Annotated in this window: 28 protein-coding genes and 1 pseudogene; 15 read left to right on the top strand and 14 right to left on the bottom strand. The window is 64.1% G+C overall.

Annotated elements, in window-relative coordinates; all coding sequences use genetic code 11:
- Position 1: 1 nt before the first annotated feature.
- The 4 genes from fbaA to M1E17_RS03280 all read right to left on the bottom strand — a co-directional run bounded on the left by fbaA (position 2) and on the right by M1E17_RS03280 (position 4,127).
- Positions 2–1,021, bottom strand: coding sequence for a class II fructose-bisphosphate aldolase (gene fbaA / locus M1E17_RS03295; protein WP_457965442.1), 1,020 nt, complete (start codon positions 1,019–1,021; stop codon positions 2–4).
- Positions 1,022–1,212: 191 nt separating this feature from the next.
- On the bottom strand, positions 1,213–2,145 hold the full coding sequence (locus tag M1E17_RS03290; RefSeq protein ID WP_457965440.1) for a hypothetical protein: 933 nt from the start codon (positions 2,143–2,145) through the stop codon (positions 1,213–1,215).
- 140 nt (positions 2,146–2,285) lie between these two features.
- A complete protein-coding gene (locus M1E17_RS03285; protein ID WP_457965439.1) occupies positions 2,286–2,960 on the bottom strand; it encodes a TrmH family RNA methyltransferase in 675 nt (224 codons plus the stop codon).
- Positions 2,961–3,017: 57 nt separating this feature from the next.
- Positions 3,018–4,127 carry a hypothetical protein gene (locus M1E17_RS03280; RefSeq protein WP_457965437.1) on the bottom strand — a complete coding sequence of 370 codons (1,110 nt, stop codon included), beginning with the start codon at positions 4,125–4,127 and terminating at the stop codon, positions 3,018–3,020.
- A gap of 331 nt (positions 4,128–4,458) precedes the next feature.
- Between M1E17_RS03280 and M1E17_RS03275 the strand changes: the two genes are divergently transcribed.
- Positions 4,459–5,289: an HAD-IIA family hydrolase gene (locus M1E17_RS03275; RefSeq protein ID WP_457965436.1), complete on the top strand. Its 831-nt coding sequence runs from the start codon at positions 4,459–4,461 to the stop codon at positions 5,287–5,289.
- On the opposite strand, the gene M1E17_RS03270 is transcribed toward M1E17_RS03275, so the two are convergent.
- The 4 genes from M1E17_RS03270 to pyrE form a co-directional block, all read right to left on the bottom strand.
- Complete coding sequence (locus M1E17_RS03270; RefSeq protein WP_457965434.1) at positions 5,286–6,326, bottom strand: alpha/beta fold hydrolase; 1,041 nt, start codon at positions 6,324–6,326, stop codon at positions 5,286–5,288. The genes M1E17_RS03275 and M1E17_RS03270 overlap by 4 nt on opposite strands.
- Positions 6,327–6,396: 70 nt before the next feature.
- A complete protein-coding gene (locus M1E17_RS03265) occupies positions 6,397–6,999 on the bottom strand; it encodes a hypothetical protein (protein WP_457965433.1) in 603 nt (200 codons plus the stop codon).
- 136 nt (positions 7,000–7,135) lie between these two features.
- Positions 7,136–7,894: a GAF and ANTAR domain-containing protein gene (locus M1E17_RS03260; RefSeq protein ID WP_457965431.1), complete on the bottom strand. Its 759-nt coding sequence runs from the start codon at positions 7,892–7,894 to the stop codon at positions 7,136–7,138.
- Positions 7,895–8,023: 129 nt separating this feature from the next.
- Complete coding sequence (gene pyrE / locus M1E17_RS03255) at positions 8,024–8,599, bottom strand: orotate phosphoribosyltransferase (RefSeq protein ID WP_457965430.1); 576 nt, start codon at positions 8,597–8,599, stop codon at positions 8,024–8,026.
- A 162-nt stretch (positions 8,600–8,761) separates the two neighbouring features.
- On the opposite strand from pyrE, the gene nadE reads away from it, so the two are divergent.
- Together nadE and M1E17_RS03245 are read left to right on the top strand one after the other, a co-directional pair.
- Positions 8,762–9,616, top strand: a complete 855-nt coding sequence (gene nadE / locus M1E17_RS03250; RefSeq protein WP_457965428.1) for an ammonia-dependent NAD(+) synthetase — start codon at positions 8,762–8,764, stop codon at positions 9,614–9,616.
- A gap of 23 nt (positions 9,617–9,639) precedes the next feature.
- Entirely contained in the window at positions 9,640–9,996 is a 357-nt protein-coding gene (locus M1E17_RS03245) for a DUF5655 domain-containing protein (protein WP_457965427.1), read from the top strand.
- A 16-nt stretch (positions 9,997–10,012) separates the two neighbouring features.
- On the opposite strand, the gene M1E17_RS03240 is transcribed toward M1E17_RS03245, so the two are convergent.
- Positions 10,013–10,798, bottom strand: a complete 786-nt coding sequence (locus M1E17_RS03240) for an IclR family transcriptional regulator (RefSeq protein ID WP_457965425.1) — start codon at positions 10,796–10,798, stop codon at positions 10,013–10,015.
- 185 nt (positions 10,799–10,983) lie between these two features.
- On the opposite strand from M1E17_RS03240, the gene M1E17_RS03235 reads away from it, so the two are divergent.
- From M1E17_RS03235 to M1E17_RS03225, 3 genes are all read left to right on the top strand, one after another.
- Positions 10,984–11,703 carry a CoA transferase subunit A gene (locus tag M1E17_RS03235; protein ID WP_457965423.1) on the top strand — a complete coding sequence of 240 codons (720 nt, stop codon included), beginning with the start codon at positions 10,984–10,986 and terminating at the stop codon, positions 11,701–11,703.
- 76 nt (positions 11,704–11,779) lie between these two features.
- The gene (locus M1E17_RS03230; protein WP_457965421.1) at positions 11,780–12,481 is read left to right on the top strand and encodes a CoA transferase subunit B; all 702 of its coding nucleotides are present in this window, start codon (positions 11,780–11,782) and stop codon (positions 12,479–12,481) included.
- Positions 12,478–13,674, top strand: a complete 1,197-nt coding sequence (locus M1E17_RS03225; RefSeq protein ID WP_457965420.1) for an acetyl-CoA acetyltransferase — start codon at positions 12,478–12,480, stop codon at positions 13,672–13,674. The genes M1E17_RS03230 and M1E17_RS03225 overlap by 4 nt, the downstream gene beginning before the upstream one ends.
- Before the next feature lie 136 nt (positions 13,675–13,810).
- Here the strand turns inward: M1E17_RS03225 and M1E17_RS03220 are convergent, their stop codons facing one another.
- Both M1E17_RS03220 and M1E17_RS03215 read right to left on the bottom strand, forming a co-directional pair.
- Positions 13,811–14,542 (bottom strand): ankyrin repeat domain-containing protein, encoded by a 732-nt coding sequence (locus M1E17_RS03220; protein WP_457965418.1) that lies wholly within the window; start codon positions 14,540–14,542, stop codon positions 13,811–13,813.
- A 10-nt stretch (positions 14,543–14,552) separates the two neighbouring features.
- Positions 14,553–15,146 carry a GlcG/HbpS family heme-binding protein gene (locus M1E17_RS03215; RefSeq protein WP_457965416.1) on the bottom strand — a complete coding sequence of 198 codons (594 nt, stop codon included), beginning with the start codon at positions 15,144–15,146 and terminating at the stop codon, positions 14,553–14,555.
- Between the two features lie 211 nt (positions 15,147–15,357).
- On the opposite strand from M1E17_RS03215, the gene M1E17_RS03210 reads away from it, so the two are divergent.
- The 3 genes from M1E17_RS03210 (at position 15,358) to M1E17_RS03200 (ending at position 17,748) form a co-directional block, all read left to right on the top strand.
- Positions 15,358–16,662, top strand: coding sequence for a sensor histidine kinase (locus tag M1E17_RS03210; RefSeq protein WP_457965415.1), 1,305 nt, complete (start codon positions 15,358–15,360; stop codon positions 16,660–16,662).
- Positions 16,659–17,285, top strand: a complete 627-nt coding sequence (locus M1E17_RS03205) for a response regulator (RefSeq protein ID WP_457965413.1) — start codon at positions 16,659–16,661, stop codon at positions 17,283–17,285. Before M1E17_RS03210 ends, M1E17_RS03205 begins: the two co-directional genes overlap by 4 nt.
- Positions 17,286–17,544: 259 nt before the next feature.
- Positions 17,545–17,748, top strand: coding sequence for a cold-shock protein (locus M1E17_RS03200; RefSeq protein ID WP_013599688.1), 204 nt, complete (start codon positions 17,545–17,547; stop codon positions 17,746–17,748).
- 75 nt (positions 17,749–17,823) lie between these two features.
- On the opposite strand, the gene M1E17_RS03195 is transcribed toward M1E17_RS03200, so the two are convergent.
- Positions 17,824–18,729: an NAD-dependent epimerase/dehydratase family protein gene (locus tag M1E17_RS03195; protein WP_457965412.1), complete on the bottom strand. Its 906-nt coding sequence runs from the start codon at positions 18,727–18,729 to the stop codon at positions 17,824–17,826.
- Between the two features lie 116 nt (positions 18,730–18,845).
- Here M1E17_RS03195 and M1E17_RS03190 point away from each other — a divergent pair, with 116 nt between their 5' ends.
- Positions 18,846–19,511, top strand: a complete 666-nt coding sequence (locus M1E17_RS03190; RefSeq protein ID WP_457965410.1) for a ScbR family autoregulator-binding transcription factor — start codon at positions 18,846–18,848, stop codon at positions 19,509–19,511.
- A gap of 94 nt (positions 19,512–19,605) precedes the next feature.
- On the opposite strand, the pseudogene M1E17_RS03185 reads toward M1E17_RS03190, so the two are convergent.
- Positions 19,606–20,322: pseudogene (locus M1E17_RS03185) on the bottom strand (ScbA/BarX family gamma-butyrolactone biosynthesis protein); the annotation flags it as partial.
- A 333-nt stretch (positions 20,323–20,655) separates the two neighbouring features.
- Between M1E17_RS03185 and M1E17_RS03180 the strand changes: the two are divergent.
- On the top strand, positions 20,656–20,844 hold the full coding sequence (locus tag M1E17_RS03180) for a YegP family protein (protein ID WP_457965408.1): 189 nt from the start codon (positions 20,656–20,658) through the stop codon (positions 20,842–20,844).
- 67 nt (positions 20,845–20,911) lie between these two features.
- Here M1E17_RS03180 and M1E17_RS03175 read toward each other — a convergent pair whose 3' ends face one another.
- A complete protein-coding gene (locus M1E17_RS03175) occupies positions 20,912–22,120 on the bottom strand; it encodes an acyl-CoA dehydrogenase family protein (protein WP_457965406.1) in 1,209 nt (402 codons plus the stop codon).
- Positions 22,121–22,384: 264 nt separating this feature from the next.
- Between M1E17_RS03175 and M1E17_RS03170 the strand changes: the two genes are divergently transcribed.
- The 4 genes from M1E17_RS03170 to M1E17_RS03155 all read left to right on the top strand — a co-directional run bounded on the left by M1E17_RS03170 (position 22,385) and on the right by M1E17_RS03155 (position 25,016).
- Positions 22,385–22,891 (top strand): MarR family winged helix-turn-helix transcriptional regulator, encoded by a 507-nt coding sequence (locus M1E17_RS03170; protein ID WP_457965405.1) that lies wholly within the window; start codon positions 22,385–22,387, stop codon positions 22,889–22,891.
- A 117-nt stretch (positions 22,892–23,008) separates the two neighbouring features.
- Positions 23,009–24,280 (top strand): MFS transporter, encoded by a 1,272-nt coding sequence (locus tag M1E17_RS03165; RefSeq protein ID WP_457965403.1) that lies wholly within the window; start codon positions 23,009–23,011, stop codon positions 24,278–24,280.
- A 123-nt stretch (positions 24,281–24,403) separates the two neighbouring features.
- The gene (locus tag M1E17_RS03160) at positions 24,404–24,673 is read left to right on the top strand and encodes a GlsB/YeaQ/YmgE family stress response membrane protein (RefSeq protein ID WP_457965402.1); all 270 of its coding nucleotides are present in this window, start codon (positions 24,404–24,406) and stop codon (positions 24,671–24,673) included.
- 73 nt (positions 24,674–24,746) lie between these two features.
- The gene (locus M1E17_RS03155) at positions 24,747–25,016 is read left to right on the top strand and encodes a hypothetical protein (RefSeq protein WP_457965401.1); all 270 of its coding nucleotides are present in this window, start codon (positions 24,747–24,749) and stop codon (positions 25,014–25,016) included.
- Positions 25,017–25,023: the final 7 nt, after the last annotated feature.

The following is a 25,023-nucleotide window of genomic DNA, read 5'->3' as shown; positions in this document are numbered from 1 at the left end:
ACTAGAACGTCTTGCCGAGGGAGCCGAGCTGTTTGGCCGCCTCCACCACACGGGCAGCAAGGCCTGCTTCGGCCGAGGCGCCCCAGACGCGGGGATCGTAAAGCTTCTTGTTGCCCACTTCGCCGTCAACCTTCAGGACGCCGTCGTAGTTCTTGAACATGTGGTCAACCACCGGACGCGTGTAGGCGTACTGGGTGTCGGTGTCGATGTTCATCTTGATGGTTCCGTAGGACACGGCGTCGGCGATTTCCTGGTCAGAGGAGCCTGATCCGCCGTGGAAGACGAGGTCGAACGGGTTGTCCTTGCCGATCTTGGCGCCCACCTGGGCTTGGATGTCCTTCAGGATCTCCGGGCGCAGCTTCACGCCGCCCGGCTTGTACACGCCGTGCACGTTGCCGAAGGTCAGTGCCGTGATGTAGCGGCCGTTCTCGCCGGCACCCAGGGCCTCGACGGTGGCCAGGGCATCCTCCACCGTGGTGTACAGCTTGTCGTTGATGGCGTTCTCGACGCCGTCTTCCTCGCCACCGACAGTGCCGATCTCAACTTCAAGGATGATCTTCGCGGCGGCGGTGCGCTCCAGCAGTTCACGGGCGATGCGGAGGTTCTCCTGCAGGGTTTCTGCGGAACCGTCCCACATGTGGGAGTTGAACAGCGGATTGCGGCCTGCCTTGACCTCGGCCTCGGAAGCGGCCAGCAGCGGCAGCACAAAGCCGTCCAGCTTGTCTTTGGGGCAGTGGTCCGTGTGGAGGGCGATGTTGACGTTGTAGTTCTTGGCAACTTCGCGCGCAAAGGCTGCGAAGCCCAGGGAACCGGCCACCATGTCCTTGGTGGAGGCGCCGGACCAGTAGGCGGCACCGCCGGTGGAAACCTGGACGATGCCATCGGACTCAGCATCGGCGAAACCGCGGAGGGCCGCGTTCAGCGTCTGCGAGGAGGTGACGTTGACGGCCGGGTATGCGAAGCCGCCCGTCTTAGCGCGGTCGATCATCTCGGAGTAGATCTCTGGGGTTGCAATGGGCATGCTGACTCCTCATGTGAATTTCGTCTGCGGGTTCTTAACCCTGGAGTGAACCTCGTCGGCTAGGAACCATCCTAGTCAGTTCTGCCGCCGGGCCGTGTTTCGGGTCACGGAAACTGGTAATACAGGGGTACGTTCTTGGATCGATATGGCACTTAACGGCAAATCGAGCGGACAAACACTGCCGCCAAGTGTCATCTCGCGCGCCAGCCCCGAGCGGCCAGTGCGGACCTGACCTTACCCACGACGGCGGGGCGGTCACCGGCGAGGTCAAGCTTGGACACGCGGACCTCAAGCCAGCCGTACTGGGCAGTTGTGTCAGCCCTCCGGATGTCCCGCAAGTACTGATCGGAGTCATTGTGGTGGGCGCCCTCGTACTGGACGGCGATACGCTGGTCCGGGTAGGCGGCGTCAGGCCACAAAACGGGCGGTCCGTCAGCGCCAAAGACCACATAATTCAGGACGGGTTCAGGCAGCCCCGCCCTCACAATAGCCAGCCGCATCCGCGATTCAGGCTGGGAGCCCGAGCCAACCCGGACGGATTCCAGGGCTGTTCGTGCCCTCCTGATCCCCCGGATCCCCGGATGCCTGCCGATAATGTTGAGGAGGTCACCGAGTGTACACACCGGTTCACGTGGCCTGGGAAACTCAGGGCCGTGACCGCAAACCAGGGAATCGCCGGCGACGATAAGTTCGTCCATGGTTAGGATCGAGGCGAGGTCCAGCCAAGTGCGTGCGGGCGAGGTGACGCGGACGCCGTCGTACTCCACTACCTCATCCGGGAGCAGCGTGAGGAGGTGGCCCACAACGTTGATGCGACGGGGCGTGCTGAAACCACGTCTGCGGGCCACATGAATCCGCCAGTCATCCTCGAGCCAGTGTGGCAGGGCGACGCGTAGGACGCGCGCGGCGGAGCCGTGGGACAGCACGGAGGCGTCGTCGAGCTCAGTGTAGGCACGAAGCGCTGCGGCACCCACAGCCTCTGATCCCAGGTACATCCGGATTCCGCGTGAAACGGTGGCGAGGTCCCCTGCCGCCGTCCGGGTCCTGCTGACGCCGGCCTTATCCGACGCGCGGAGCGAAAAGGAACCCTGCCTGAGGTGTTCGGGGAGGGGCGCCCTGTGCATGTTCCATTGTTGCCGGTTCTCCCTGGCCAGGCAGGGGTTATCCACAGGCTTGCGTCTAGAGAAGGATCGAGATGGCACTTAACGGCAATCGCACGGGCAAAAACTGCCGCCAAGTGTCATCTCGGCGGGCTGCGGGAGGTTCAGACGTGCTGGTTGAAAACGTGCCGGCGGACCCAGGCGTGCATGGCGATCGCCGCAGCCGAGGCGGCGTTGATGGAGCGGGTGCTGCCAAACTGCTCGATGGAGAGGGTGGCCAGCGCCGCCTCATGCACTTCGGGGGTCAGACCGGGGCCTTCCTGCCCAAACACGAGCACGCAGTCTTTGGGCAGCTCGTACGTTTCCAGCGGCACCGAGTCCGGGAAGATGTCGATGCCGATGATCGCCAGCCCCTCCCCCTGCGCCCATGCCACGAAATCCTCCACGGTGGGGTGGTGGCGGACATGCTGGTAACGGTCGGTGACCATGGCTCCGCGCCTGTTCCACCGGCGTCGTCCGATGATGTGGACTTCCTTGGCGAGGAACGCGTTGGCGGTGCGGACCACCGTGCCGATGTTGAGATCGTGCTGCCAGTTCTCGATGGCGATGTGGAAGTTGTGGCGCCTGGAATCGAGGTCGGCCACGATGGCGTCGTGCTTCCAGTAGCGGTACTGGTCCACCACGTTTCGCCGGTCACCGTCGGCGAGCAGGTCCGGGTCCCAATGGTCACCGGAAGGGAGGTCCCCTTCCCAGGGCCCGACGCCGACCTCCGCCTTGGGCACGGCATCCTCCCGGGGCGCTGGCACGGGCGGGGCTGGAATCTGGGGGTGGTCAGTCACGCATCAACTCTAGCTGCGCCTGCCCGGCCGCGGGCCCCGGCCGGGCAGGCGTTGGTGTCAGCCGGCCAGCTTCCACTTATTGGCGCGGTAGGAGTTACCCAGCTTCTCCATCAGCCCGGGGTTGGCCGCCCAGTAGCTTTCGTGCCCGCTGATGCCCATCATCTGCGGGGTTCCCCAAGGCGTCACCGTGAAAAGGTTGACGGCCTGGATGGTTTCCGCCCGGGCATTGGTGCAGGTGAAGCCAATCACCACGGCAACTGCGCGACGGAACTGCCTGAGTTCCGGCGTCGTGGTCTTGAAATTGCTGGTGCACTTGTGTCCCACAAGGTGCTGGGGCAGCTCCGCGGCGGGCATGGCCTTGAACTTTGCCTCAATTTCCTGGATTCCCGCCTGGATCTTGGCCGGCTCCTTGCCGTACTTGCCCTCCTCCGCTTCCGCGAAAAACGCGAACGCCAGGGCGATGCCGTCGCCATCCCGTTCCTCGGTGCCTTGCGCCTTCTGCTGCATGGTCACACCGGAAATGGGGTCCGTGGTGATTCCGAACGTATCGTCCTGGGTCCAGGAGGCAAGGTACTGGAAGGAGGATTCGCCGGTGACGAACTTCCGGAACAGCGGGTCGCCGTCGGCCGGGATGTCAGTGGGTCCCTGCAGCGTGTCCCAACCCGGGGGCAGCGGAATGGCGCCCGCCGGCATGTCCGCCGACGTATCAGTGGGGCTGGGAGCGGCGGAAGGTTCTGCCGTTTTCTTTCCGTCTGCACCATCTGTGGGATCGGCTGAGGCCGCCACAGGATCCGGAGTATCCCCTCCCTGGTTGCTGAATGCCGGGATGACCCAAATGAATACCGCCACCAGAGCCGCGATGACAGCTGCTGCGACGACGCCCAGAACGATGAACATGGTTTTGTTGCCGCTGCCGGGTTCAGAGGGGTTCGGTCCGGGCTGGTAGGGGCCGGCTTGATTCGGTCCCGGCTGGCCGGCCTGCGGGAATCCATGCGGATACGGAACGTTTTGGTCCGGCGCGGTTTGGTACGGCGCGGTTTGGTACGGCGCGGTTTGGTAGGGCGCCGTTTGGTCAGGCGCAGGCTGGTACGGCGGGTTCGGATAGCCGTTTTGGTGGCCGTCAGGCCCCTGGGGTGGAGGCGGCGGTGGGTTGTACTGGTTGGTCATTGGCAGGCCCTTTCAGGTGCTTGTGGGCATCCTGAGGTTCCCGGGATGCCATGTGATATCCGGCGTCGGGGGCCTGCCGGCGCGGGCCGGCACAATCAAATTGCTGCGGACATCCCCCGAGCCGCAGCACTTGGCACAGTAGTGCCACGTATGAGCCTAATGGAAGACGCGAGTGGTAGACGCTGCGGAAGAGTTGCGGGCGGGTAGAGTTCCCAGGCTGGAAGAGTTCCGGGCTGACCGGCCGTCATTCTTCAGGCCGCGGATGGTGCCGCAGGCGAAGAATGACAGACTGGGATCCGCAACCGGCACATCAGCGTTGGAGGATAACAACATGGCAAAAGCGGACCAGGTCAGCGAATCGTCAACCATCTACCGAAGCGGCCGGGAAATTGAGTGCTGGCTGACGGACATGGACGGCGTCCTGGTCCACGAAAACCAGGCGGTCCCGGGCGCAGCTGAACTGATCCAGCGTTGGGTGGATACTTCCCGGCGCTTCCTGGTGCTGACGAACAACTCCATCTTCACTCCCCGCGACCTTGCCGCACGGCTCCGCGCTTCCGGTTTGGAGGTTCCCGAGGAGAACATCTGGACCTCCGCCCTGGCCACAGCCCAGTTCCTCAAGAACCAGGTGCTGGGCTCGGGTTCCGGCAACCGCGCCTACACCATTGGTGAAGCCGGGCTGACGACGGCGCTGCATGAGGCAGGCTTCATCCTCACGGACCAGGACCCGGACTTTGTGGTGCTGGGCGAAACCCGCACGTACTCTTTTGAGGCGATCACCATGGCCATCCGCCTCATCCTGGCCGGCGCCCGGTTTATCGCCACCAACCCCGACGCCACGGGCCCGTCGAAGGACGGCCCCATGCCCGCCACGGGCGCCATCGCCGCTCTTATCACCAAGGCAACCGGACGGGAACCCTACATTGTGGGCAAGCCGAATCCCATGATGTTCAGGTCCGCGATGAACCAGATTGATGCACACTCGGAGACCACTGCCATGATCGGTGATCGGATGGACACGGACATCATTGCGGGCATGGAAGCGGGCCTGCATACTGTCCTGGTGCTGACCGGCATCACCCAGCGCGATGACATCGCGTCGTACCCCTTCCGGCCCAACCAGGTGCTCACTTCGGTGGCTGACCTGAAGAACCAGATTTAGAAGACCGTCACCCTGGACCCTCCGCCGGGGAGGGGGAAGATCTCGTTCAGGAGCCGCTCCAGGATGGGCCGGTAAATCGTTGGATTCCATCCCGGGCTGGCATGCGCCGGCCGGGCACCGTCCGTCTGCTGGTCGGAGGACACCATGTTGGCACGGTAGGCCACCGTCCAGGCTTCCAACGCGGTCTGGTACCGGACTGTCCGGTCGTATGGATTGCCGATGAACGCCATCCGGGTCCCACCAAGCTTGTCCGCGAACCGCATCCCGTCAAAGTGGTAGATGTAGGCGGACTCGGACTGGATGAGCACACTGGAGGGAGCGATCGGGGACAGCTGCTCCATGGTCTGGTCCAGGATCTGGCGCCAGGTCCGTTCGTCCTTGTGGATGACGCGCTCCCCCAGCTCATAGCCGCCGCGGACCACCGACGGGACCCGGAATCCGCGCTCGTAGAGGAACACAACGCCGTCGAACCAGCTCTGGTCCAGGACGTCGTGTTTGCTGTAGGGCGTGGAATCGAGCAGGATGAACGCCACTTCAACGCCGTGAAGTTCGCGTAGCCGGGCGGCTACCTGGGTGGCCACCATGCCACCGAAGCTGTGGCCGTAGAAGAACAGCTTGGTAAGCTTTCTCGCCCTGACGTGCTCAATGACGGCGATCACCAGTTCGTCAATATCCAGCCCCTGATTGGAATAGCCGACGGCGGCCAGCTGGCCTCGCTTGTTCAGGGCACCGCGGAGGGAGTTCAGGATCCATTGGGCTTCCTCCCAGCTGGTCTTGTAGCCGGGGAACAGGAACCAGCTGGCATCCGGGTAGTAAGCGTCCGCGAAATCGTCCGGGACAGTGAGGATCCTGTTGACCCTGCGCTCCGTCTGGACTCGCCGGGTCAACAGCATGTCTGCGGCGAGCAATGATGAGGCTCCGGCCCCTATAAAGAAACTCCGGCGAGAGAACGTCCTGAGGGCAGCGGCATCCGCGAGCAGACGGGCTCCTGCAGCCCCTGGCTGTTCGTGTTGCTCAGATTCCCCCTGTAGCGGCACATCTCTACCGTAGTCACAGCGGCAGCCCCTACTGCAACTGTGCCCTTGCCGCCCTCAGCCGGAACGGGAATCAGCTAGCGGCCTCCCCCGCTGCCGGCTTGAAAACAGCATCGGAGGGATTCCGGCGCGAAATCTCCTCGCCTATGTCGTTGTAGCGGGCCAGGAGATCAGATCCGGCGAACGCCTCGGGACTGTCCAACAGCGAAAAGATCGAGTCGCTGGCGGCCAGGAGTTCGTCGTCGGAATACTCCGATAACGGACGGGCCCCCAGCTCTCCCAAACCGGCAGGATCTCCGCCGGCGCCCTGCTCTTCGAATACATCTGTCAGTCCACCGGCAATGTCCAGCGGCCGCTCTCCGAGGCGGGGGGCGGTGGAGCTCTCCTCTGTCCAGGCCGTCAGATCAAGGGAGACGCCTGCTCCGTTGCTGCCGGGAAAGGTGGCACCGTCAATGGAGTTAAGATCATTGCGAAGACCCGCGAGTGCTGATGATTCGATAATGGCTGCACGGGAGAGGTCAACCCGGATATGCGATCTGATCCCCATGCGCCTGACGCGGCGGATGACGTGGACAAGGGATGGGCGGGATTGCTCATTGAGGCTGCCCCGAACATCGATCCTCACGACATCAGCGGTGACATCCAGCTTAACGTGGGCATAAAGTCTGCGGTCCATAGGTACTCCAAAAAAAGGGGTCTATGGCCGACGGCTCAACCTCCGCTAGCGTATCCTCCCACGCACTTCCGCACAAGCCGTCGTCCTGCCAAGCGCCAATGCCTGTGCCAGGCAATTAGCAACTGCCTGCAACAACCTAACCGGCCTGGGCCTGGTCCGGCTCCTGATAGTGCGTGCGGGTTCCCGTCCCGCCGACGGATTCAACCAGCGACTTCGCGATGTCGCGGATCTTGGTGTTGCTGTTGCTGGACGCGTCCGTGAGGATCCGGACGGCCGCATCCTGGCTGCAGCGGTTCTGTGCCATCACAATGCCTATGGCGATGTCGATGATGGTTCTGGATTCCAGGGTGGCCCGAAGATTGGCGGCACTGTCCGTGTGGAGTGAAAAGCGGACAGCCAGCCGCAGCGCCTGTGAGATTTCCCGTGTGTAGCCCCTGGCCCGGGCGGACGCGCGCTCATCGAATTTGTTCGGCACGTCTGAATAGAGGTTCAGGGCAGCCTTGGCCTCGCCCTGGAGGTTGAACGGCACGGAGAGGACTGACCGCAGTCCGTGGGATGCCACGGCATTGGCATAGTCAGGGCCCCAGCGGTTCTCCTGGTACAGGTCCGGCACGTGGACCTCACGTTCTTCCTCGGCCGCTGTGAGGCAAGGTCCTTGTGAGAGCGAGTACTGGATTTCATCCACTTCCCGCGCGGAGTCACTGCTCCAGCCGATCGTGGCCGCTTTGCGGTCCCTGAGCAGGGTGATCCCGCACAAGGCGTCGTCGCCGTCGCCGGCCATCTGGTGGGCTGAGAACCTGGCAAGTTCGTTGACGAACGCCTCAAAATCCGCACTGTCCAGGATGAGGTTCTGGATTTGCTCGGTGGTATTCAAAGGCTGTTCTGGCGGGAGCATGGTGCACGTTCTCCAAAGGGGGTCCTGAAGTGGGTTAGGGCAAATAGTAGGTCACCCTCAAGTACGAGTCCAGCCGTGCAGGTCAGCGGGGTTTTCTGCACCGCTCCTAGGCTCCCCAGCGCCAAGCGGTCAGGCGAGTCCCAGCTCGTCCTTGCCGAAGGCGTAAAGATAGGGCACACCGGTTTCGGCCTCGATCTTTTCCTTCGCTCCGGTGTCCCGGTCCACGATGACGGCAACCGCCACCACATTCCCCCCGGCCTTGCGGACACCCTCAACAGCGGTCAGGGCAGAGCCGCCTGTGGTGGACGTGTCCTCCAGGACCAGTACCTTGCGTCCCTCAACTGACGGGCCCTCAACCTGGCGGCCCATGCCGTAGGACTTCTGCGCCTTGCGCACCACAAAGGCGTCAACTGTCCGCCCGGCATCTGCCGCGGCGTGCATCACAGCGGTACCCACTGGGTCTGCCCCCATGGTCAGGCCCCCGGCGCACTCAAAGTCAATGCCGGCGTCGTCCACCAGGGACAACATGACCTGACCCACCAGCTTGGAAGCCTCGTGGTGCAGGGTGATGCGGCGCAGGTCAATGTAATAGTCCGCCTCCGCTCCGCTGGAGAGGATGACCTTGCCCCGGACGACGGCGAGCTCCTTGATCAGTTCCAAAAGGCGGGCGCGTGCGGAGGCGGTATCGAGGGGGGAAGAAGTCATGGGGTCCAGTTTAGTGGCTGGCAGGGGCAGGGATTGCGGTGCCGGATCCAGAACCGCCGACGACGGCACCCCGCACCGCTGGATGGTTCTCCTGCATCAACCCCGCGTGGTCACTGGGGACACAGTTGAGCCGTATTGACACTGCTGGCTAGGCTGGGTCACATGCGCGAACTCCAGGCCAGAATCGTTGAAGAAATGGGCGTGCAGCCCCGGATCGACCCCGCCGGGGAGGTGCGCAAACGCGTCGACTTCCTCAAGGACTACCTCAAGGCAACGCAGACGAAGGGCTTTGTCCTGGGCATCTCCGGCGGCCTGGACTCCTCGCTGGCGGGCCGCCTGGCCCAGCTTGCCGTGGAGGAACTGGAGGCCGAAGGTGTCGAGGCCAACTTTGTGGCAGTGCGGCTGCCTTACGGTGTGCAGCACGATGAAGAGGACGCGCAGGCGGCTTTGGACTTCATCCAGGCCAAGACCCAGTGGACGTTCAACATCTCCGCCGCCGTGGACGGCTTCGAGGACGAGTTCGAAAAGACTGTGGGAAACGGTATTTCCGATTTCCACAAGGGCAACACCAAGGCACGCACGCGCATGACCGCCCAGTATGCCCTGGCCGGTGAATACAACTACCTGGTCATCGGCACGGACCACGGCGCCGAGTCGGTTACGGGGTTCTTCACCAAGTACGGCGACGGCGGAGCTGACATCCTGCCCCTGTTCGGCTTGAACAAGCGCCAGAACCGTGAACTGCTCGCTGAACTCGGGGCGCCGGCACGCATCTGGGAAAAGGTGCCCACCGCCGACCTTCTGGACGGCAAGCCCGGCCGCACTGACGAAGACGAACTGGGCCTCAGCTACGACCAGATCGACGACTATCTTGAGGGCCGGGACGTACCGGACGAGGTCGCTGAAAAGATTGAAGGTAAGTACCTTCGCACACGTCACAAGCGCACGGTGCCCGTCAGCATCTTCGACTCCTGGTGGAAGCATGAGGGTCCCGAGGAGCCCCGCGTCGGCCTCTAAGCGGGCATGAAACCACGACGTCCATGACCCACGACGTCGACACGTACCTCGCGGGGAAGCCGCCTGCCGCCGTCGAACTTTTCCGCCGGTTCCGCGCCTTGGTACTTGCCGCGGGCGAGTGCGAGGAGCGGGTTCACCGCACCGAGGTGGCGTGGGCGGACCGGCGCGTCTTTGCCGAGGCATTCATTCTCTCCGGCCGGCTGGAAGTGGCCATTGACCTGTTGCGGCAAGTGGACCACTCTGCGCTGCTGCAGAAATTTCCTACGACCAGGAAGGTCTACACGCACCGGTTTTCGTTCACTCATGCCGGCCAGCTGGACGCAGACATCGAGGCGTGGCTAGTGGAAGCACACGACACCGTGGGCCCCGGCACGCGCTAGGCCCCAGCCTCAGTGATTACAGTTCCTTGCCGGGGCCGGCCAGCTGAACGGTGATCCGGTGCGCCTCCTCCATCAGCAGCCGCCCCAGGAAGTCCCGGCGCTCCTGCCGGAACCGCGGCTCGATGCCGGTGAGGGACAGCGCACCGGACGGGCGACCCGCCGGATCAAACACGGCGGCGCCCATCCCCCAGCTTCCCTCCAGCACCAGGCCCGGGTTGACGGAAAAGCCAGCCTCACGGGTCTTCTGCAAATTTTCCCGGACCACGCCTTCGGGATGACCGGCGGCGAACTGTCCGGCATGGGCCGCCCAGTTATCCAGCAGCTGGTCCTGCTCCGCTTCCGGCAGGAAGGCCATGATCGCGGTTCCTGCCGAGGCAACACCCAACGGGAACCGGACGCCTTCGTGCAGCACAAAGGAACGGACCGGAAAGCTGCCTTCTTCGCGCAGGAGGCAGACCGTTTCAAAACCGCGGCGGATGGAGAAGAAGGCACTCTCCCCCGTTTCCTCTGCCAGCCGGCGGAGGCTGGGCCGGGCGATCTCCTCAAGCGGGAACCGGGCCGAAGCAACCGAGCCCATCAGCAGGATCTCCGGGCCCAGGACCCAGTTGCCGGTGCGGGCCTCGTGGTCCAGCAGCCCCTCGGACGCCAGGGACGTCAGGAGCCTGTGAACCGTGGGCCGCGTGAGGCCCGATTCCCGGACCACTTCAACCAGTGTGCTCCCCTCGGGCTTTCGCCCCACAATCCGTAACAGGCCAGCAATTCGGCTGACTACCTGGGCACCCTGGACGGGAAGTTGGTTCATTTTCTCTCCTAGTAATCCATAATATGGACACTGCTGACCTTACCGTCCACACTATAAAATCCGGGCATTTTGGTCTAAAACTCTGTCCTTGACAGTGCGACTTCAGCTCCCGTACGCTCCACATTCAGACACCGAGTCCATAACGTGGAATGCGTTAAGGAACACACTCTCAATGAGGAGACAAAATGTCCAAACTCAAACCCAGCGCTGTCGAGGCCCTGCATGACGTGCTCAAGGACGGCATCACGCTGGCCGTCGGCGGCTTTGGCCTCAGCGGTATCGCGGCGGACCTCATCGACGCTGTCCGGAACTCCGGCGTCCGGAACCTGACAGTCGTGTCCAACAACATGGGCGTCGACGGCAAGGGCCTGGGGATACTGATCGAGGCCGGCCAGGTCCGCAAGGTCATCGCCTCCTATGTGGGCGAAAACAAGCTGTTCGCCGAGCAATACCTCGCCGGCCTCCTGGAGGTGGAGTTCACCCCGCAGGGGACCCTCGCCGAACGGCTTCGAGCCGGCGGGGCGGGCATCCCGGCGTTCTACACCAAGACCGGCGTGGGAACCCTGGTTGCCGAAGGAAAGCCACATGAGGTGTTCGACGGCGAAACGTACGTCCAGGAGCGGGCCATCCTGGCCGATGTCGCCCTCGTCCACGCGCACACTGCCGACACAGACGGGAACCTCGTGTACAGATACACGGCCCGGAACTTCAACCCGGTGGTAGCCAGCGCCGGCGCGGTCACCATAGCGGAAGCCGAAGTGATCGTGGAGCGCGGCGAGCTGGATCCGAACCACATTGTCACGCCAGGCGTCTACGTCCAACGGCTTGTCCAGTCGTCCGGGAGGGTGAAGGACATCGAACAGCGGACCGTCCGCCCGCGCGCCTCCGAACCCGTCCCCGCCTGATCTCGCCCCACCTGATCCCGCCCCACCCACGCGCGAACGAACATTTAAGCCCCCACTTTGAACCAAGGAGAACCCCATGGCCTGGACCAGGGATGAAATGGCTGCCATCGCGGCCGAAGAATTGAACGACGGCGACTACGTGAACCTGGGCATCGGCATCCCCACACTGGTGGCCAACAACCTGCCCGACGGCGTCCGCGTGGTCCTGCAGAGCGAAAACGGCCTGCTCGGCATGGGTCCGTTCCCGTATGAGGGCGAGGAAGATGCCGATCTCATCAACGCCGGCAAGCAGACCGTCACAGTCCTTCCGGGCGGCAGCATCTTCGACTCCGCCACCTCCTTCGGGATGATCCGCGGCGGCCACGTCAAGGTGGCCATCCTGGGCGCCATGCAGGTCTCGGGCAACGGCGATCTGGCCAACTGGACCATCCCCGGCAAGATGGTCAAGGGCATGGGCGGCGCCATGGACCTGGTGGCCGGGACACCGCGTGTTGTTGTCCTCACCGAACACGTTGCCAAGGACGGCACCGCAAAAATCGTCACCGAATGCACCCTTCCGCTGACAGGGCTCAGCTGCGTGGACCGGATCATCAGCGACCTCGCGGTCTTTGACCTGGTGAGGAATGAACAAGGAACAGCCGACGGCGGCCGGCAGCTCACCCTGACCCGCCTGGCGCCAGGCGTCAGCGTGGAGGAGATCCGCGGGAAGACCGAGGCGGAGTTCGCCGTCGCACTGGAAAACAACACTGCCCCCGCCTTCGAAGGAGCCCCAGCATGAGCCTGAAAGAACAGTTTGGAAAAGACGTCCTACTCACCGGATGGGGCCACAGCCGGTTCGGCAAGCTCACGGAGGAGACGCTCGAGTCGCTGATCGTGCAGGTTGCCACGGAGGCCATCAGCAGCGCCGGCATCGAGCCCGGGCAGATCGACGAGATCTACCTGGGCCAGTTCAACTCGGGCATGATGCCTTTGGCCTTCCCGTCGTCGCTCGCGCTGCAGGTCTCACCGGACCTGGCCAACGTCGCTGCCACCCGGGTGGAGAACGCCTGCGCCTCGGGATCCGCCGCCTTCCAACAGGGCACCAAGTCGCTGCTCGCCGGAACGGCCAGGACGGTCCTGGTCATCGGCGCCGAGAAAATGACGCACGCCGGCGCGGACGTCGTCGGGGCCGCCCTGCTGGGCGCTGACTACGACATGGCCGGCCACCCGTCCACCACCGGATTCACGGGGCTCTTTGCCGACGTCGCTAAGCACTATGAGAAGCGGTACGGGGACGGCAACGGAAAACTGGGCGACGTCCTGGGCACCATCGCGGCGAAGAACCACCGCAACGGTGTGGACAACCCCTACGCCCAGCTTCGCAAGGACCTTGGCGAGGAGTTCTGCCGCACCGTCTCGGACAAGAACCCCCTGGTGGCGGATCCGCTGCGCCGCACCGACTGCTCCCCCGTGTCCGACGGCGCCGCCGCCGTCGTGCTGTCCGTGTCACCCACGGGAGGTGTTACGTCGCCGGTACGGCTGGCCGGTTTCGGTCACGCCAACGACTTCTTCCCCGCCGAGCGGCGGGATCCCACTGCCTTCGCCGCCACCCGCCAGTCATGGCACCGCGCGCTGGCGATGGCCGGCGTCGCGCTGGAAGACCTGGATTTCGCAGAAGTCCACGACTGCTTCACCATCGCCGAACTGGTGATGTATGAGGCCGTGGGACTCACGGAGCCCGGCCAGGGAGCCCGCGCTGTGGAGGAAGGCTGGGTGTTCAAGGACGGCAGACTGCCCATCAACGTCTCCGGCGGGCTCAAGGCCAAGGGACACCCTGTCGGCGCAACTGGAGTATCGCAGCACGTCATCGCGGCCATGCAGCTGACAGGCACCGCGGGCGACATGCAGCTGGCCAAGCCACGCCGGGCAGCGGTGCAGAACATGGGCGGCGTGGGCATCGCCAACTACGTCAGCGTGCTCGAAGCCGTGTAAGGGCGTGGGCTCCGCCGTCGTGGGCGGGTTTGAGGCCAGTTTTCGGCTGGTGACGCCTAAACGTCGGCGTGTCTGCGCCAATGTGCCCCACGACGGTCAGCATGAAAACCTTGGCCACAATAAGCCGGAACCTGAACTAGCCGGCGCGGATGAGGTTGGCGATCTCCACGAAGCCCAGGCGTTCGGCGTTCTCCAGGGCTGTGCGGCCCTGGGGATCCCGGACGGTGGGGTCAGCACCTGCCTCGAGGAGCAGCCATACCACCTCCTGCTGCCTCGGCCCGCCGTTGTTGAGCAGAATGGCCTCCTGCATGGCGGTCCAGCCCAGGTTGTTCACGTGGTTCACGGGCACGCCGGCTGCCAGGAGGATGCGGACGGTCTCCACGTGGCCGTGCTCGCTGGCCGGGATCAGTGCCGTCCCGCCGTAGCGGTTGGTGCTGGTGACGTCTGCACCGGCGTCCAGGGTCAGCCGGAGGACCTCGTTGAAGCCCTCCGCCCCGGCATAGAGGAACGCCGAGTCCTGGATGGCATCCTTGGCATTGACGTTTCCACCACGTCCGATCAGCTCGGTCACCAGCGCCACGTTGTTGGCCTTCGCGGCAGCAATGAGCTCCTGGTCGAGCCGGGCCTGGTCCTCCGCGGACAGCGGCGGTGGCGTGGCAGGAGCTGTTGTGGCGGCTGGGGAAGTGGCATCGGTGGAAGAGGCGGCTGGGGTAGGCTCCGGGTTTGCCGGAACGGACGACGCCGGCGCCCCCTCCTGCTGTGGCTCACCAGGATCCGCCTGGCACGCCGCCAAACAGACCGTTACACCACAGGCCAGGAAAAGGACCGTTGCCCTCCGTGCCGGGCGCCAGTAGCTGAACCGCCTCATGGATCCGAGCCTACTTGGCTGCGCCGGCAGCCGCAGCGGCGATGGCGTCAGCACCGGCGGCAGCGCACGCTTCGTCCAGGTTGCCGTCGGGGGCGCCACCCACACCGATCCCGGCCACGGAGACTCCATTGACCTTGAGCGGAACACCGCCGGCCAGGAACAGAGTGCCGGGGAGGTCCGCGATGCTGGGGCCCGTGCCGTTGATGCGCTTGGCGAGCTCACTCGTCGGTGCACCAAAGGCAGCAGCGGTGTAGGCCTTCTGCTTCGCTGCCTCAATGGTGTGCTCGGCGGCGTTGTCCCCGCGCAGGAGAGCCTGGACCGTGCCGAACCTGTCCACCAACGCCACCGTGACAAACGGCAGTTTGTCCGCCTGGCATTTGGCCAGGGCGGCGCTGACAGCGTCGGACGAGGCCCCGACGGTGATGCGTTGCTGCGCCACAACCGTTTCCGGTGCCTGCGGGACGTCCACGGCGGACACGGCCGCCTGAAGTGCAGCGGGGGCAGCCGCTTGGCCGGGCCCGGCATTCGCCGCAGCGGTCAGCCCTCCGGTCAGCAGCAAGGCTCCGGCAGCGGCGGCGGCGGCAATCTTGTTTGACTTCTTCACAGTGTTCTCCTTGGGTTGAGGGCGTTGATCGATTCCAGCGTTCCGGAATCGGCTCCTTCCATCCTGTCCAGCCCAGCCCGAACACACATCGGGCCTTTGGCTGCGCCAGGGTCCCCCGAATGGCTGGCAGCATCAGCCAAAAGGCTGAGAGACCTGCGGTGGCGCGGGCAATAGCATGGGATAAGACCTCCCCTGACCTGAACCGGACATCATGCCCTCGCCAGCTACTCCCCCCGAAGTGCCGTCCACGGGCGCCGCCCTGCCCGCCGGATCTGATGCGCCCCCAGGCCGCCTGGGCAGGATCGACGCCGCCGTGCACCTGGGCTTCGCCGTCCTGCTCGTCGCATCAGCAGTCCGTTATGCCATGCGGCACAGCCTGCAGGACAACCTCCTGGTCCTGGGACTGGCGGGAGCGGTCTGCGCCGTTTACGCCGTGATTGCGGTGCTGGCCCGGCAGAGGCGGCCCTGGGCGGTCTGGATGGTGGTGCTGGTGGCCATCTGGGCTGTCCTGGTCATTGCCGCACCAAGCTTTGCCTGGTGTTCCTTCGCGATCTTCTTCCTGTGCCGGACCGCCTTCACGGGCACTGTGGGCTACGTTGCGGCGGGGGCGACGGCGGCTGCCACCGCCGTCGGGCTGTTCCGGCTGAGCGACGGCACCGACCTCGCGATGCTGCTGGGGCCGCTTGCCGTCGGCGTGATGCTGACGCTGATCTACGACCGGATCGAGCACGACGCCGAGCAGCAGCGCCGCCTTCACGCCGAGGTCTCACAGGTGCAAGGCGAGCTGGCAGCCAGCGAGCGCCGGGCCGGAACCATCGCCGAACGCGAACGTGTATCACGGGAGATCCACGACACCGTGACGCAGGGCTTGGCCAGCAGCCTCCTGCTTCTGGAAGCCGCGGACCGTTCGTGGCCCAGCCAGGAGTCACGCCGGGATGTCAGCCAGGCCACTGAACTGCTGCGCAGGAACCTCTCGGAGACCCGCAGCCTGGTCCACGAGCTTGCTTCCCCGGGACTGGACGTTTCACCGCTGGCCGAGGCACTGCACCAGGCCGCCGCCCGGTACGTTCCGCATGCCCGGCTCCTGGTTACGGGCGAACCCGGGAACGTCACCACGGAGGTCCGGCACACGCTGCTGCGGGTGGTCCAGAGCGCGGCGGCGAACATCCAGCAGCACGCGAACGCCACCACCGCAACGGTGACACTGGGTTTCCTTCCCGACTCGGTCACGCTGGACGTTTACGACGACGGAACGGGCTTTGACCCTGCGGCGGCCGCACCGCCGTCGGACGCCGGGGGCTACGGGCTGCGGGCGATGCGCCAGCGGGTGGAGCAGCTGGGCGGCGTATTCTCGGTGGAAAGCTCGCCCGGCGAAGGGACGATAGTGGCCGCCCAGGTTCCGACCCGCCTGCAGACGGGACAGTCAGCGGAGGCAGAGCGGGTAGGGCAGGCGGAGCAGCCACTCCAGCCGGAGCGGGTAGGGCAGGCGGAGCAAACAGACCGGGAGCAGGCATGAACCCCATCACTGTCCTCCTGGTGGATGACCATCTGGTGGTCCGGAGCGGCCTCAAGGCGCTGCTGGGTACCCAGCCTGACTTTGAGGTGGTGGCCGAGGCGAGCTCCGGCGAGGAGGCGCTGGAACTCGTGGAACAGTACTCCCCTGCCGTGGTGGTGATGGATCTGGCCATGGGCCCGGGGATGGATGGGATCGAGGCCATCAGGCAGCTGCGGCAGCGCAACAGCCGGCAGGCCATTCTGGTTTTCACCACCTATGATTCGGACGCCGATATTGTCCGGGCGGTGGACGCCGGCGCCATGGGCTACCTCCTCAAGGACGCCGCCCCGGACGAAATTTTCGCCGCCCTCCGCGGCGCCGTCCAGGGAAAGAGCGTCATGAGTCCGCCCGTGGCCTCGCGGCTCTTCCAGCAGCTGCGCAATCCCGATGACGTCCTGACGCCCCGGGAGGCGGAGCTGCTGAGCCTTCTCACTGAGGGGCTCAGCAACCGGGAGCTGGGGCAGCGGCTGTTCATCTCCGAGGCCACCGTCAAAACCCATCTGGCGCACATTTATGCCAAGCTCGGCGTGGAGACCCGCGCGGCGGCCATCGCCACGGCCATCCGCCGGGAGGGTATGCGCTAGCGGATCCCGGCCACCCGCAAGGTCCTGGCGAGTTCGGCGAACGACCCGTTAACACCGGAATCCACCCCCTAAAAGGCACCTGTGAGGTGTGCTGCCCGCGCTTCGGGAGGAACATTCCAACGTGACAGGTGGGACAGTTGATGACCGCAGCTATTGCACGGCCACCCCGCAGCCCCTAGGTTTGAAACAGCGGAGGACAGTCTTCGCGTCTGCCTGCCGTCCGAGCAGGACCAGAAAAGGGTTACAAAGGAAGTTAGCAATGGCAACAGGCACAGTTAAATGGTTCAACGCTGAAAAGGGCTTTGGCTTCATCGCTCCGGACGACGGATCCGCCGATGTTTTCGCGCACTACTCCGCAATCGCCAGCAGCGGATACCGCTCACTGGACGAGAACCAGAAAGTCGAATTCGATGTGACCCAGGGCCCCAAGGGCCCCCAGGCAGAGAACATTCGCCCGCTGTAATCGTCTGGAAGCTCCCCCGCTGGTGCCCACGGGCGCCGTCGGGGGAGCTTCTGCATTCCTCCGGCCCGCTACAGGTCATAAGCGGCGGTACCACTCAGCCGCTGCCCGGGAGAATCCAAAGCGTGGCGGTTCCACGCCCGCCATAGTCCAGAGCCTGTCGGACTGATACCAGTGGTCCTGTGAGAGCAGCGCCACCTGATGCTCCGTCAGGCCGTTTCCGTGGAGCAGTGCGATGGCCGCCGCCAAGTCAGTACTGCGTGACCAGCGGGGACCTGTCACGTTGTCTTCGATGTGCTGCAGGATCTGCCCGACGCTCACCGGAACGGGTTCAGCGGCATGGAAGACCCCGCGTATCTGGCTGCCGAGCGGGAGCAGCCCGGCAATCAGGCCGCCCAAATACTCGACGCCGATAACCGAAAGTTTGGACTCGCCGTCGCCCACCGGCCCTCCCAGCATTGTGGCCATGCGGATCAGGGACGGAATAAACCAAATGTCGCCAGGACCGTAGATTAAGCCTGCTCGAAGCACTGTGCCTCCAGCCGCCAGTACGAGTTCTTCGGCCGCCCGCCGGGTGCGGCTGACAGTCGATTCCGGCCGGCAGGCAAGTTCCATCTCCGTGTCCCCGCGGTGCGGCCCGCTGCCGTAGACCGCGGTTGTGCTGAGCTGGATGAACCCCGGGACGCCGCAGTCATGGGCAACGCTAAGCAGGTTCCGCACCCCTTCATGGTTGACAGCTTCGGCTTTGGAAGCGTCGGCTCCGGTGTAGGAGGATGCGTTGATGATGGCGTCCGCTCCGAACAGTGCCGCTTGAAGGGTTGAGCGGTCCATGAGGTCGCCGACGTATATGCTGGCTTCACTGGCCTTCATGAGGGCGGTGGTCCGCCGGGTGAGGACGCGAAGCTTAATTTCCTTCCGGGCAGCGATGGCTTGAAGGGCGTTCTGGCCGATAAAACCGGATCCGCCCACAAGCAGGACGGTCATCCCGGGCAAGCTCTGCGTCATCCGGGTGGCCTGCCTACGGAGCCGGCCGGTGCTGTGTCAGGAAAGGCCGGGCCAGCTGTACAGCATGTGCACATCCTCAACGAAAGGTCGCATAGATGCCCCTGCAGGAACGCGCCAAGGCTACAAAGGTGTCCATTGTGGAAGGCGCGGCGGCCGTTTTCGAGGAAATCGGCTACGGCAACACGAGCCTGAGCAGCGTTGCCGAACGGGCCGGAGTGACCAAGGGTGCGCTGTACTTCCACTTCAAATCCAAAGAGGATCTGGCGCTGGCAGTGATCGAATCCCAGCATGAAGTGGTCAGCCGCGAAGGCCAGCGCGTCGCGGACCTCGGCCGCGGCGCCCTGTCCACCATGATCATGACCTGTGGCAGTTTTGGCCGGCTGCTGGTTGAGGAACCCATCGTCCGGGCGGGCATTCGCCTGACCCTTGAGGCGTCTGCCTTCGGGCAATCGGTGACGCGGCCCTACCACGACTGGATCCACACCATGGAGCTGCTGACCCGGCAGGGCCAGGCCGAGGGGGACATCCACCAGGCGGTGGATGCCGCCGCGTTTGCACGGTATCTCGTGGCATCCTTTACAGGCGTGCAGATGGTCTCAGGCATCCTCACCCACCGTGCTGATGTCCTGAGGCGGATCGAGGATATGTGGTCGATCCTCTTGCCTGGAATGGTTCCCGACGCCAAATTGCCTGAGTTCCTGGCCGTTGCGCACCTGAGCATTCGTGGGGCGGATCCTGCCGGAGATCACTCGGCGGACTGACTGCAAACCGGCAATCAAGCTCCACGCACACCGTGCCGTCCACCGTGATGGCGGCAGAAGCATGCCCCTCATCCTGGCCGCCCACGGTCATACGCTGCAGTGATACGGACGCGTCGTCAGTGAGTTCCACCATTTTCCGGAACACAGCCTCGAAGGCCTGAAAGTCCAGGCAGGGGGCCCCCATCCGCACACGAAGGGCCTGCCGGACCGCTTCCACCATCAGAAGCCCCGGGACGTGGTCCAGGGGATGGTCGAAGAACGTGGGGTTGCTGCCGTCAACGTGCAGTGGCCAGCTACCGGCCGGCCCCTCGTGGCCGAGGACAACATTGTGTGAGAACCGGTGCCCCACCAGTTCGGCCGGCAGCGGCTTGGTCTGAGGAGATGGGCCATCAGCGCCGGCCCGGCGCCGCATCCTGGCATAACTTTCCGGATCCACCAGCCGTGCTCCGGCCGTTCCGGTGGCAATGGCGCGCCCGCCGACGTCGAACCTGGCCTTTATCCGCATGGCGCCCGGTCCGTGCGCGTTCCGTCGTGAGACGGAGGCGTCGAGCAGCACATGGACCTCGGCAGGAGTGCCGGGATCGCCGGCGTGGCCGCCGAGGGACTGAACGGCCATGTCGGGCATCAGGAAAACCTGTCCCAGAGGCACGCCTTCCATGGCATGGGCAACCAGGATCGTAGCCTGCCGGAGTGATTCGGCGATCAGGGCAGTGTCATACGCCCCAGCCCCGGAATGGAAGAAGGGATGCAGCCGCGGCCATTGTGCGGCGGCCAGGTACCGGCCCTCACCAACCCGGTGGATGTCCGTCATAAAAACTTCGGAGATGGCGCGGCGGTGCACGAGTTCGCGGGGAACTGTGTTGCTGAACGAGGGCTGGCCGTCCGTCCCGGAGGATGCGCCGCCGTCGGTCTTCCCGCGTTCAAAGCGCATGGGTTTTCCTTTCGCGAACCGCTGAGTGGCAAAAGCATACCGCGTATGGCAAGCGCCGCTGAAAGGTCTGCGGGCGATCCACCAGCCATAATGACTGAAACTGTCAAACACGAGAAACATACCGGTCGAATGGTTTATTATTATTGACAAGCAGTATTACTATTTCGGGCCGGATGATGGTCCCAGCACAGCAACCGGGAGCAAGGTAGTCCAATGGCGGGTAAATTCGAAGTCTTTCGGGACAATGACGGACCACTGCCGTTCAGGTTCCTCCTGCGCGGCAGCGACGGTTCGGTGATTGCCGTTTCACCACAACTGGGCAGCATTAGTGCGGTGAAAGCCGGCATTGTGGCAGTCAGGGAAAGCGCTGCCAGCGGCAGCATCGTAGACCTGACTGAGTAGCCTTCGCCCGCTTCTTCCGGCACTTCGTATAACGAACGCCACGTTAAGGCCCCTATGTGAAGACCGCCTAGACGAAGGCCGACTTCCCCGTGACGGCACGCCCCACAATCAACGAATTGATTTCGTAGCTGCCCTCGTAGGTGTACAGGATCTCGGCGTCGCCAAAGAGCTTGGCCATCTCGTAGTCCGTGCTGATCCCATTGCCGCCCAGGAGTGATCTCCCCATCGCCACGGAAGCCCGCGCCAGCCTGGTGCCGGTGGATTTGGCCATGGCGGCCTGCACCATTTCCAGCCGGCCTTCCTCCTGGATCCTGGCTACCTGCGCCATCAGGGCGAGTGAGGCGGACGCATTGCCCAGGATTTCGGCCAACTGCTGCTGGATCAGCTGAAAGCGGGCCAACTCCTTGCCAAACTGCCGGCGCGTCAGCGAGTAGGAACGGGCCACGTCGAAGGCCGCGAGCTGGATGCCAGCAGCCTGCCATCCCACCCACGCACGCGAATCCCGCAGCAGGTCGTTGGCCTTGGAGAAGTCAGTAGCGCCCGGCAATATGTTGGACTCAGGAACGCGGACTTCGTCCAGCACAATGTCCGCATTCTGCATGATCCGCAGTCCGATCTTGTTGGAAATCTTGGTGGCCCGGTAACCAGGGCGGTCTGTCTCCACGATGAAGCCCTTGATGCGCCCGTCGGCCTGGTCGCGGGCCCATACCAGGGCAAAGTCGGCAATGGTTCCGGCGCCGATCCAGCGCTTGGCGCCGTTGATCACCCATTCGCCGCCCTCAAGCCGGGCAGATGTTTCAAGGCCGCCCGCAATGTCTGATCCATGGTCCGGTTCCGTCAGGGCGAACGCTCCCAGCTGGGTAAAGGAGGTCAGGCCCGGCAGCCAGCGCTGCCGCTGCTCCTCGGAGCCGAGTTCATTGATCATGCCCACGATGAGTTCGTTATGGATCCCCACCAGGGCGGAGAGGGATACGTCGGCCCGCGCCAGCTCCACGTACATCAGGCCCTTGAAAAGTTTGGAGCTGCCGTCCGTCTGCAGTCCGCCAAGCCCGTGCTTGCCCATCTCTGCAAGCAGCCCGAACGGGAATTCTTCACGGTTCCAGTAGTCAATGGATGCGTGCCGCACTGAGGACTGAAGGAAGGTCCGGATGGCACGGTATCGCTGACGCTCGGACTCGGGCAAAAGGTCCACGATGTACAGCAGGTCCGCATCAGGAAAGGGTGGCGTGCCGCCAGTTCCAGGAAAGGCATCCTTCTCGTGTCCATGTGGCTGCACGGGCAGTGATCCCTTCGCTCTACCGAACCCTTGGATGTCCTAGTATATTGCACAGGGTTGGTGATTTAGTGATGCGCATCACTGTGGCGAAAGGTCCTCCATGTCAGCCATTCAAGACGGCGGAACCGCCGGATACCGCCCTACGCTTCCCGCAGCAACCCAACCAGGTAGCGCTAACTGTCGTTTTGAGGGGTCAAAACGACAGTTGGAGCTACTTAGTTGGGCCATACATAACATGGGCTGCCAGGGGCTGAAGGGCTGACCGTGGGTTCCCCGCTTCCGCGCGACCCCATCTCGGACGCCCAGCACAACTGGGAGGAGCACGGCTGGGCTGACGTTGCCGCCCCCATGGCTGCAATCACCGCAATCATGCGCACCCAGCAAATCCTCACGGCCAGGATCGAGGCCTCCCTCAAGCCCTTCGGCCTGACGTTTGCCAGGTACGAACTGCTGGCTCTGCTCAGCTTCACCCGGAGCGGCGCACTGCCCATGAACAAGGCAAGCTCCCTTCTCCAGGTCCATCCGACGTCGGTGACCAACGCCGTCGACCGCCTCCAAAGCGCGGGGCTGGTGACCCGCTCACCGCACCCCACAGATGGCCGCACCACACTGATTGAACTCACCGCCCAAGGCCGTACTCTCGCGAAAAGCGCGACGGCGGTACTGAACGCCGAGGTCTTCGGCCAGTCCGGATTCACCCCCGAAGACATTGGCCACCTGATCCGGATCCTCGCCGATTTCCGCCGCAAGGCCGGCGACTTCACCGACTGAGGCGTCACCCTCTGGTCAAAATCCCTACCCTCCCGTACCGTTGACCACGGTTTCGTGAACGTTCACGGTATGCCCCGCGCGGGCAGCCCGCCACCTGCAAAGAGGAATGGAATCCCGATGGCCATCGCACCGCTTCTAGCCCGGCAGCCCGCTAGGGAGGCCCGCCGTGCACGATTCGCAGTAAACGTACTGTTCTTCACCAACGGTGCCATTTTCGCCAGCCTGCTGCCGAGATACCCGGAGATCAAAACGGACCTCGGGCTCACCAATGCCGTCTTCGGACTGGCTGTTGCTGCCTTTCCGTTCGGTGCACTGCTGGCGGGCCTGAGCGCAGGCTTCCTGGTGCGCCGGTTCAGGTCCTCAAGAGTGGCCATTGTCGCCACCGTGCTGGCATCGCTGGGGATCCTGCTGGCTGCCGGCGCACCTGCGTGGGCGGCCCTGGCTGCCGGCTTTTTCCTCGCCGGTGCCATGGACTCCATCACCGATGTTGCCCAGAACTCGCATGGTCTTCGGGTGCAGCGTCTCTATGGACGGTCAATCCTCAACTCCTTCCACGCCGTCTGGAGTGTGGGCGCTGTGGCGGGCGGCGTCCTGGGCGCCGCTGCCGCCGAACTGGCCGTGTCCCGCTTCTTCCACCTCGGCATGGCGGCAGTGGTCTTCAGCCTCATGGCTGCCCTTTCGTACAGGCTGCTGCTCTCCGGCCCTGAACCTCTGGACTCCGTTGGCGACGATGATACGGGCAGTGAACGCCTGGAACGCGCCGCCGAAACTGGCAAGCCCGCCAGCAAGAGTGTGACCAAGTATGGAGCACTCCTTGCCTTGGTCATCATTGCCTCCGCCGGGGCACTCGTCGAGGATTCGGGCAGCTCCTGGTCCGCAATCTATCTCTCGGGTTCGCTCGGCGCGTCCGCCTTCATCGCCGGCGCGGGCTTTATTGCCCTGCAGGGAACCCAGTTTGTAGGACGGATCATTGGTGACCGGCTGGTGGACCGCTTCGGTCAACGCTCTGTTGCCCGAGCCGGCGGCTTTATTGTGCTGCTCGGGATGGGCGTGGCCCTCGCTTTTCCGTCTGTCATGGGAAGCATCGCCGGGTTCGGCCTTGCCGGGTTCGGCGTTGCCACCCTGATCCCTGCCGCCATGCACGCGGCGGATGAATTGCCGGGATTCCGCCCAGGCACAGGCCTCACCATCGTCAGTTGGCTGCTGCGTTTGGGTTTCCTCCTCTCCCCTCCGGTGGTCGGCGCCATAGCCGATGCCACATCCCTTCGGCTCGGCCTGCTCATCGTCCCCGCCGCCGGCCTGCTGGTGATGGTTTTCGCTGGCGTGCTGGCGCCGGCCCGGCGGCAGCTTTCCAAGGCGTCTGCGGCTGCAGGCAAGAGCGCCTTATAAAGACAGAAGGACAGCAGGACAGGAGGACAGGAGGATTTCACGTTTTATGATCGACACAGGCGCTGCCTCCAAAGCGCCAGCAGATCCGGAAGCATGCTGTTCAGTACGACGAAAGGAAACATCATGATCGGATTCATTGTTGCCGGCCTCGTCATTGGTGCCTTGGCCCGCTTGATCAAACCAGGCAAACAGAACCTGGGCATCCTCGCCACGCTGCTCCTCGGGCTGGCCGGCTCTGTCATTGGAGGCGTCATCGCTAACCTCCTGGGCACCGGAAACATCTTCGAACTTAACTTCGTCGGTTTTATTGTGGCTGTCATCGCCTCTGTCCTGCTCATCGGGGTCGCCGAGGGCCTGTCATCCCGGCGCACCGCCGCCCGGCGAAATCCCTGACGGTGATTGAAGCCGCAGCTTTTGAGATCAGGGCCTCGCATCACACTTCTTCAACGAGCCCACAGGCTGGGACATGAAGGAGGTGGGCACCATCCGGGACATCGAGAGCGGCAGTTACCGTGCTCGCCTCCACACCACTGGAAGGGATGCGGCCTATGACCTGGTGGTGGAATCCTCCGTCGAACGGCACCTCGTCCAGTTCTGGAAGGAAGCCCCATCGCCGGTGTCCGTGCTGTCCTCCAGGTCTGAACACGGGAAAGAGCTCCCGGCCATGATGAGCAGGTGGCAGGGCATGCCGGCCGCCACTTCCCCTGATGTTCCCCGGCTGCTGCCAGGAGATTGAGTAACAG

The sequence above is a fragment of the Arthrobacter sp. D1-29 genome, assembly GCF_054130585.1.
This window is presented reverse-complemented; position numbering and strand designations above follow the sequence as displayed.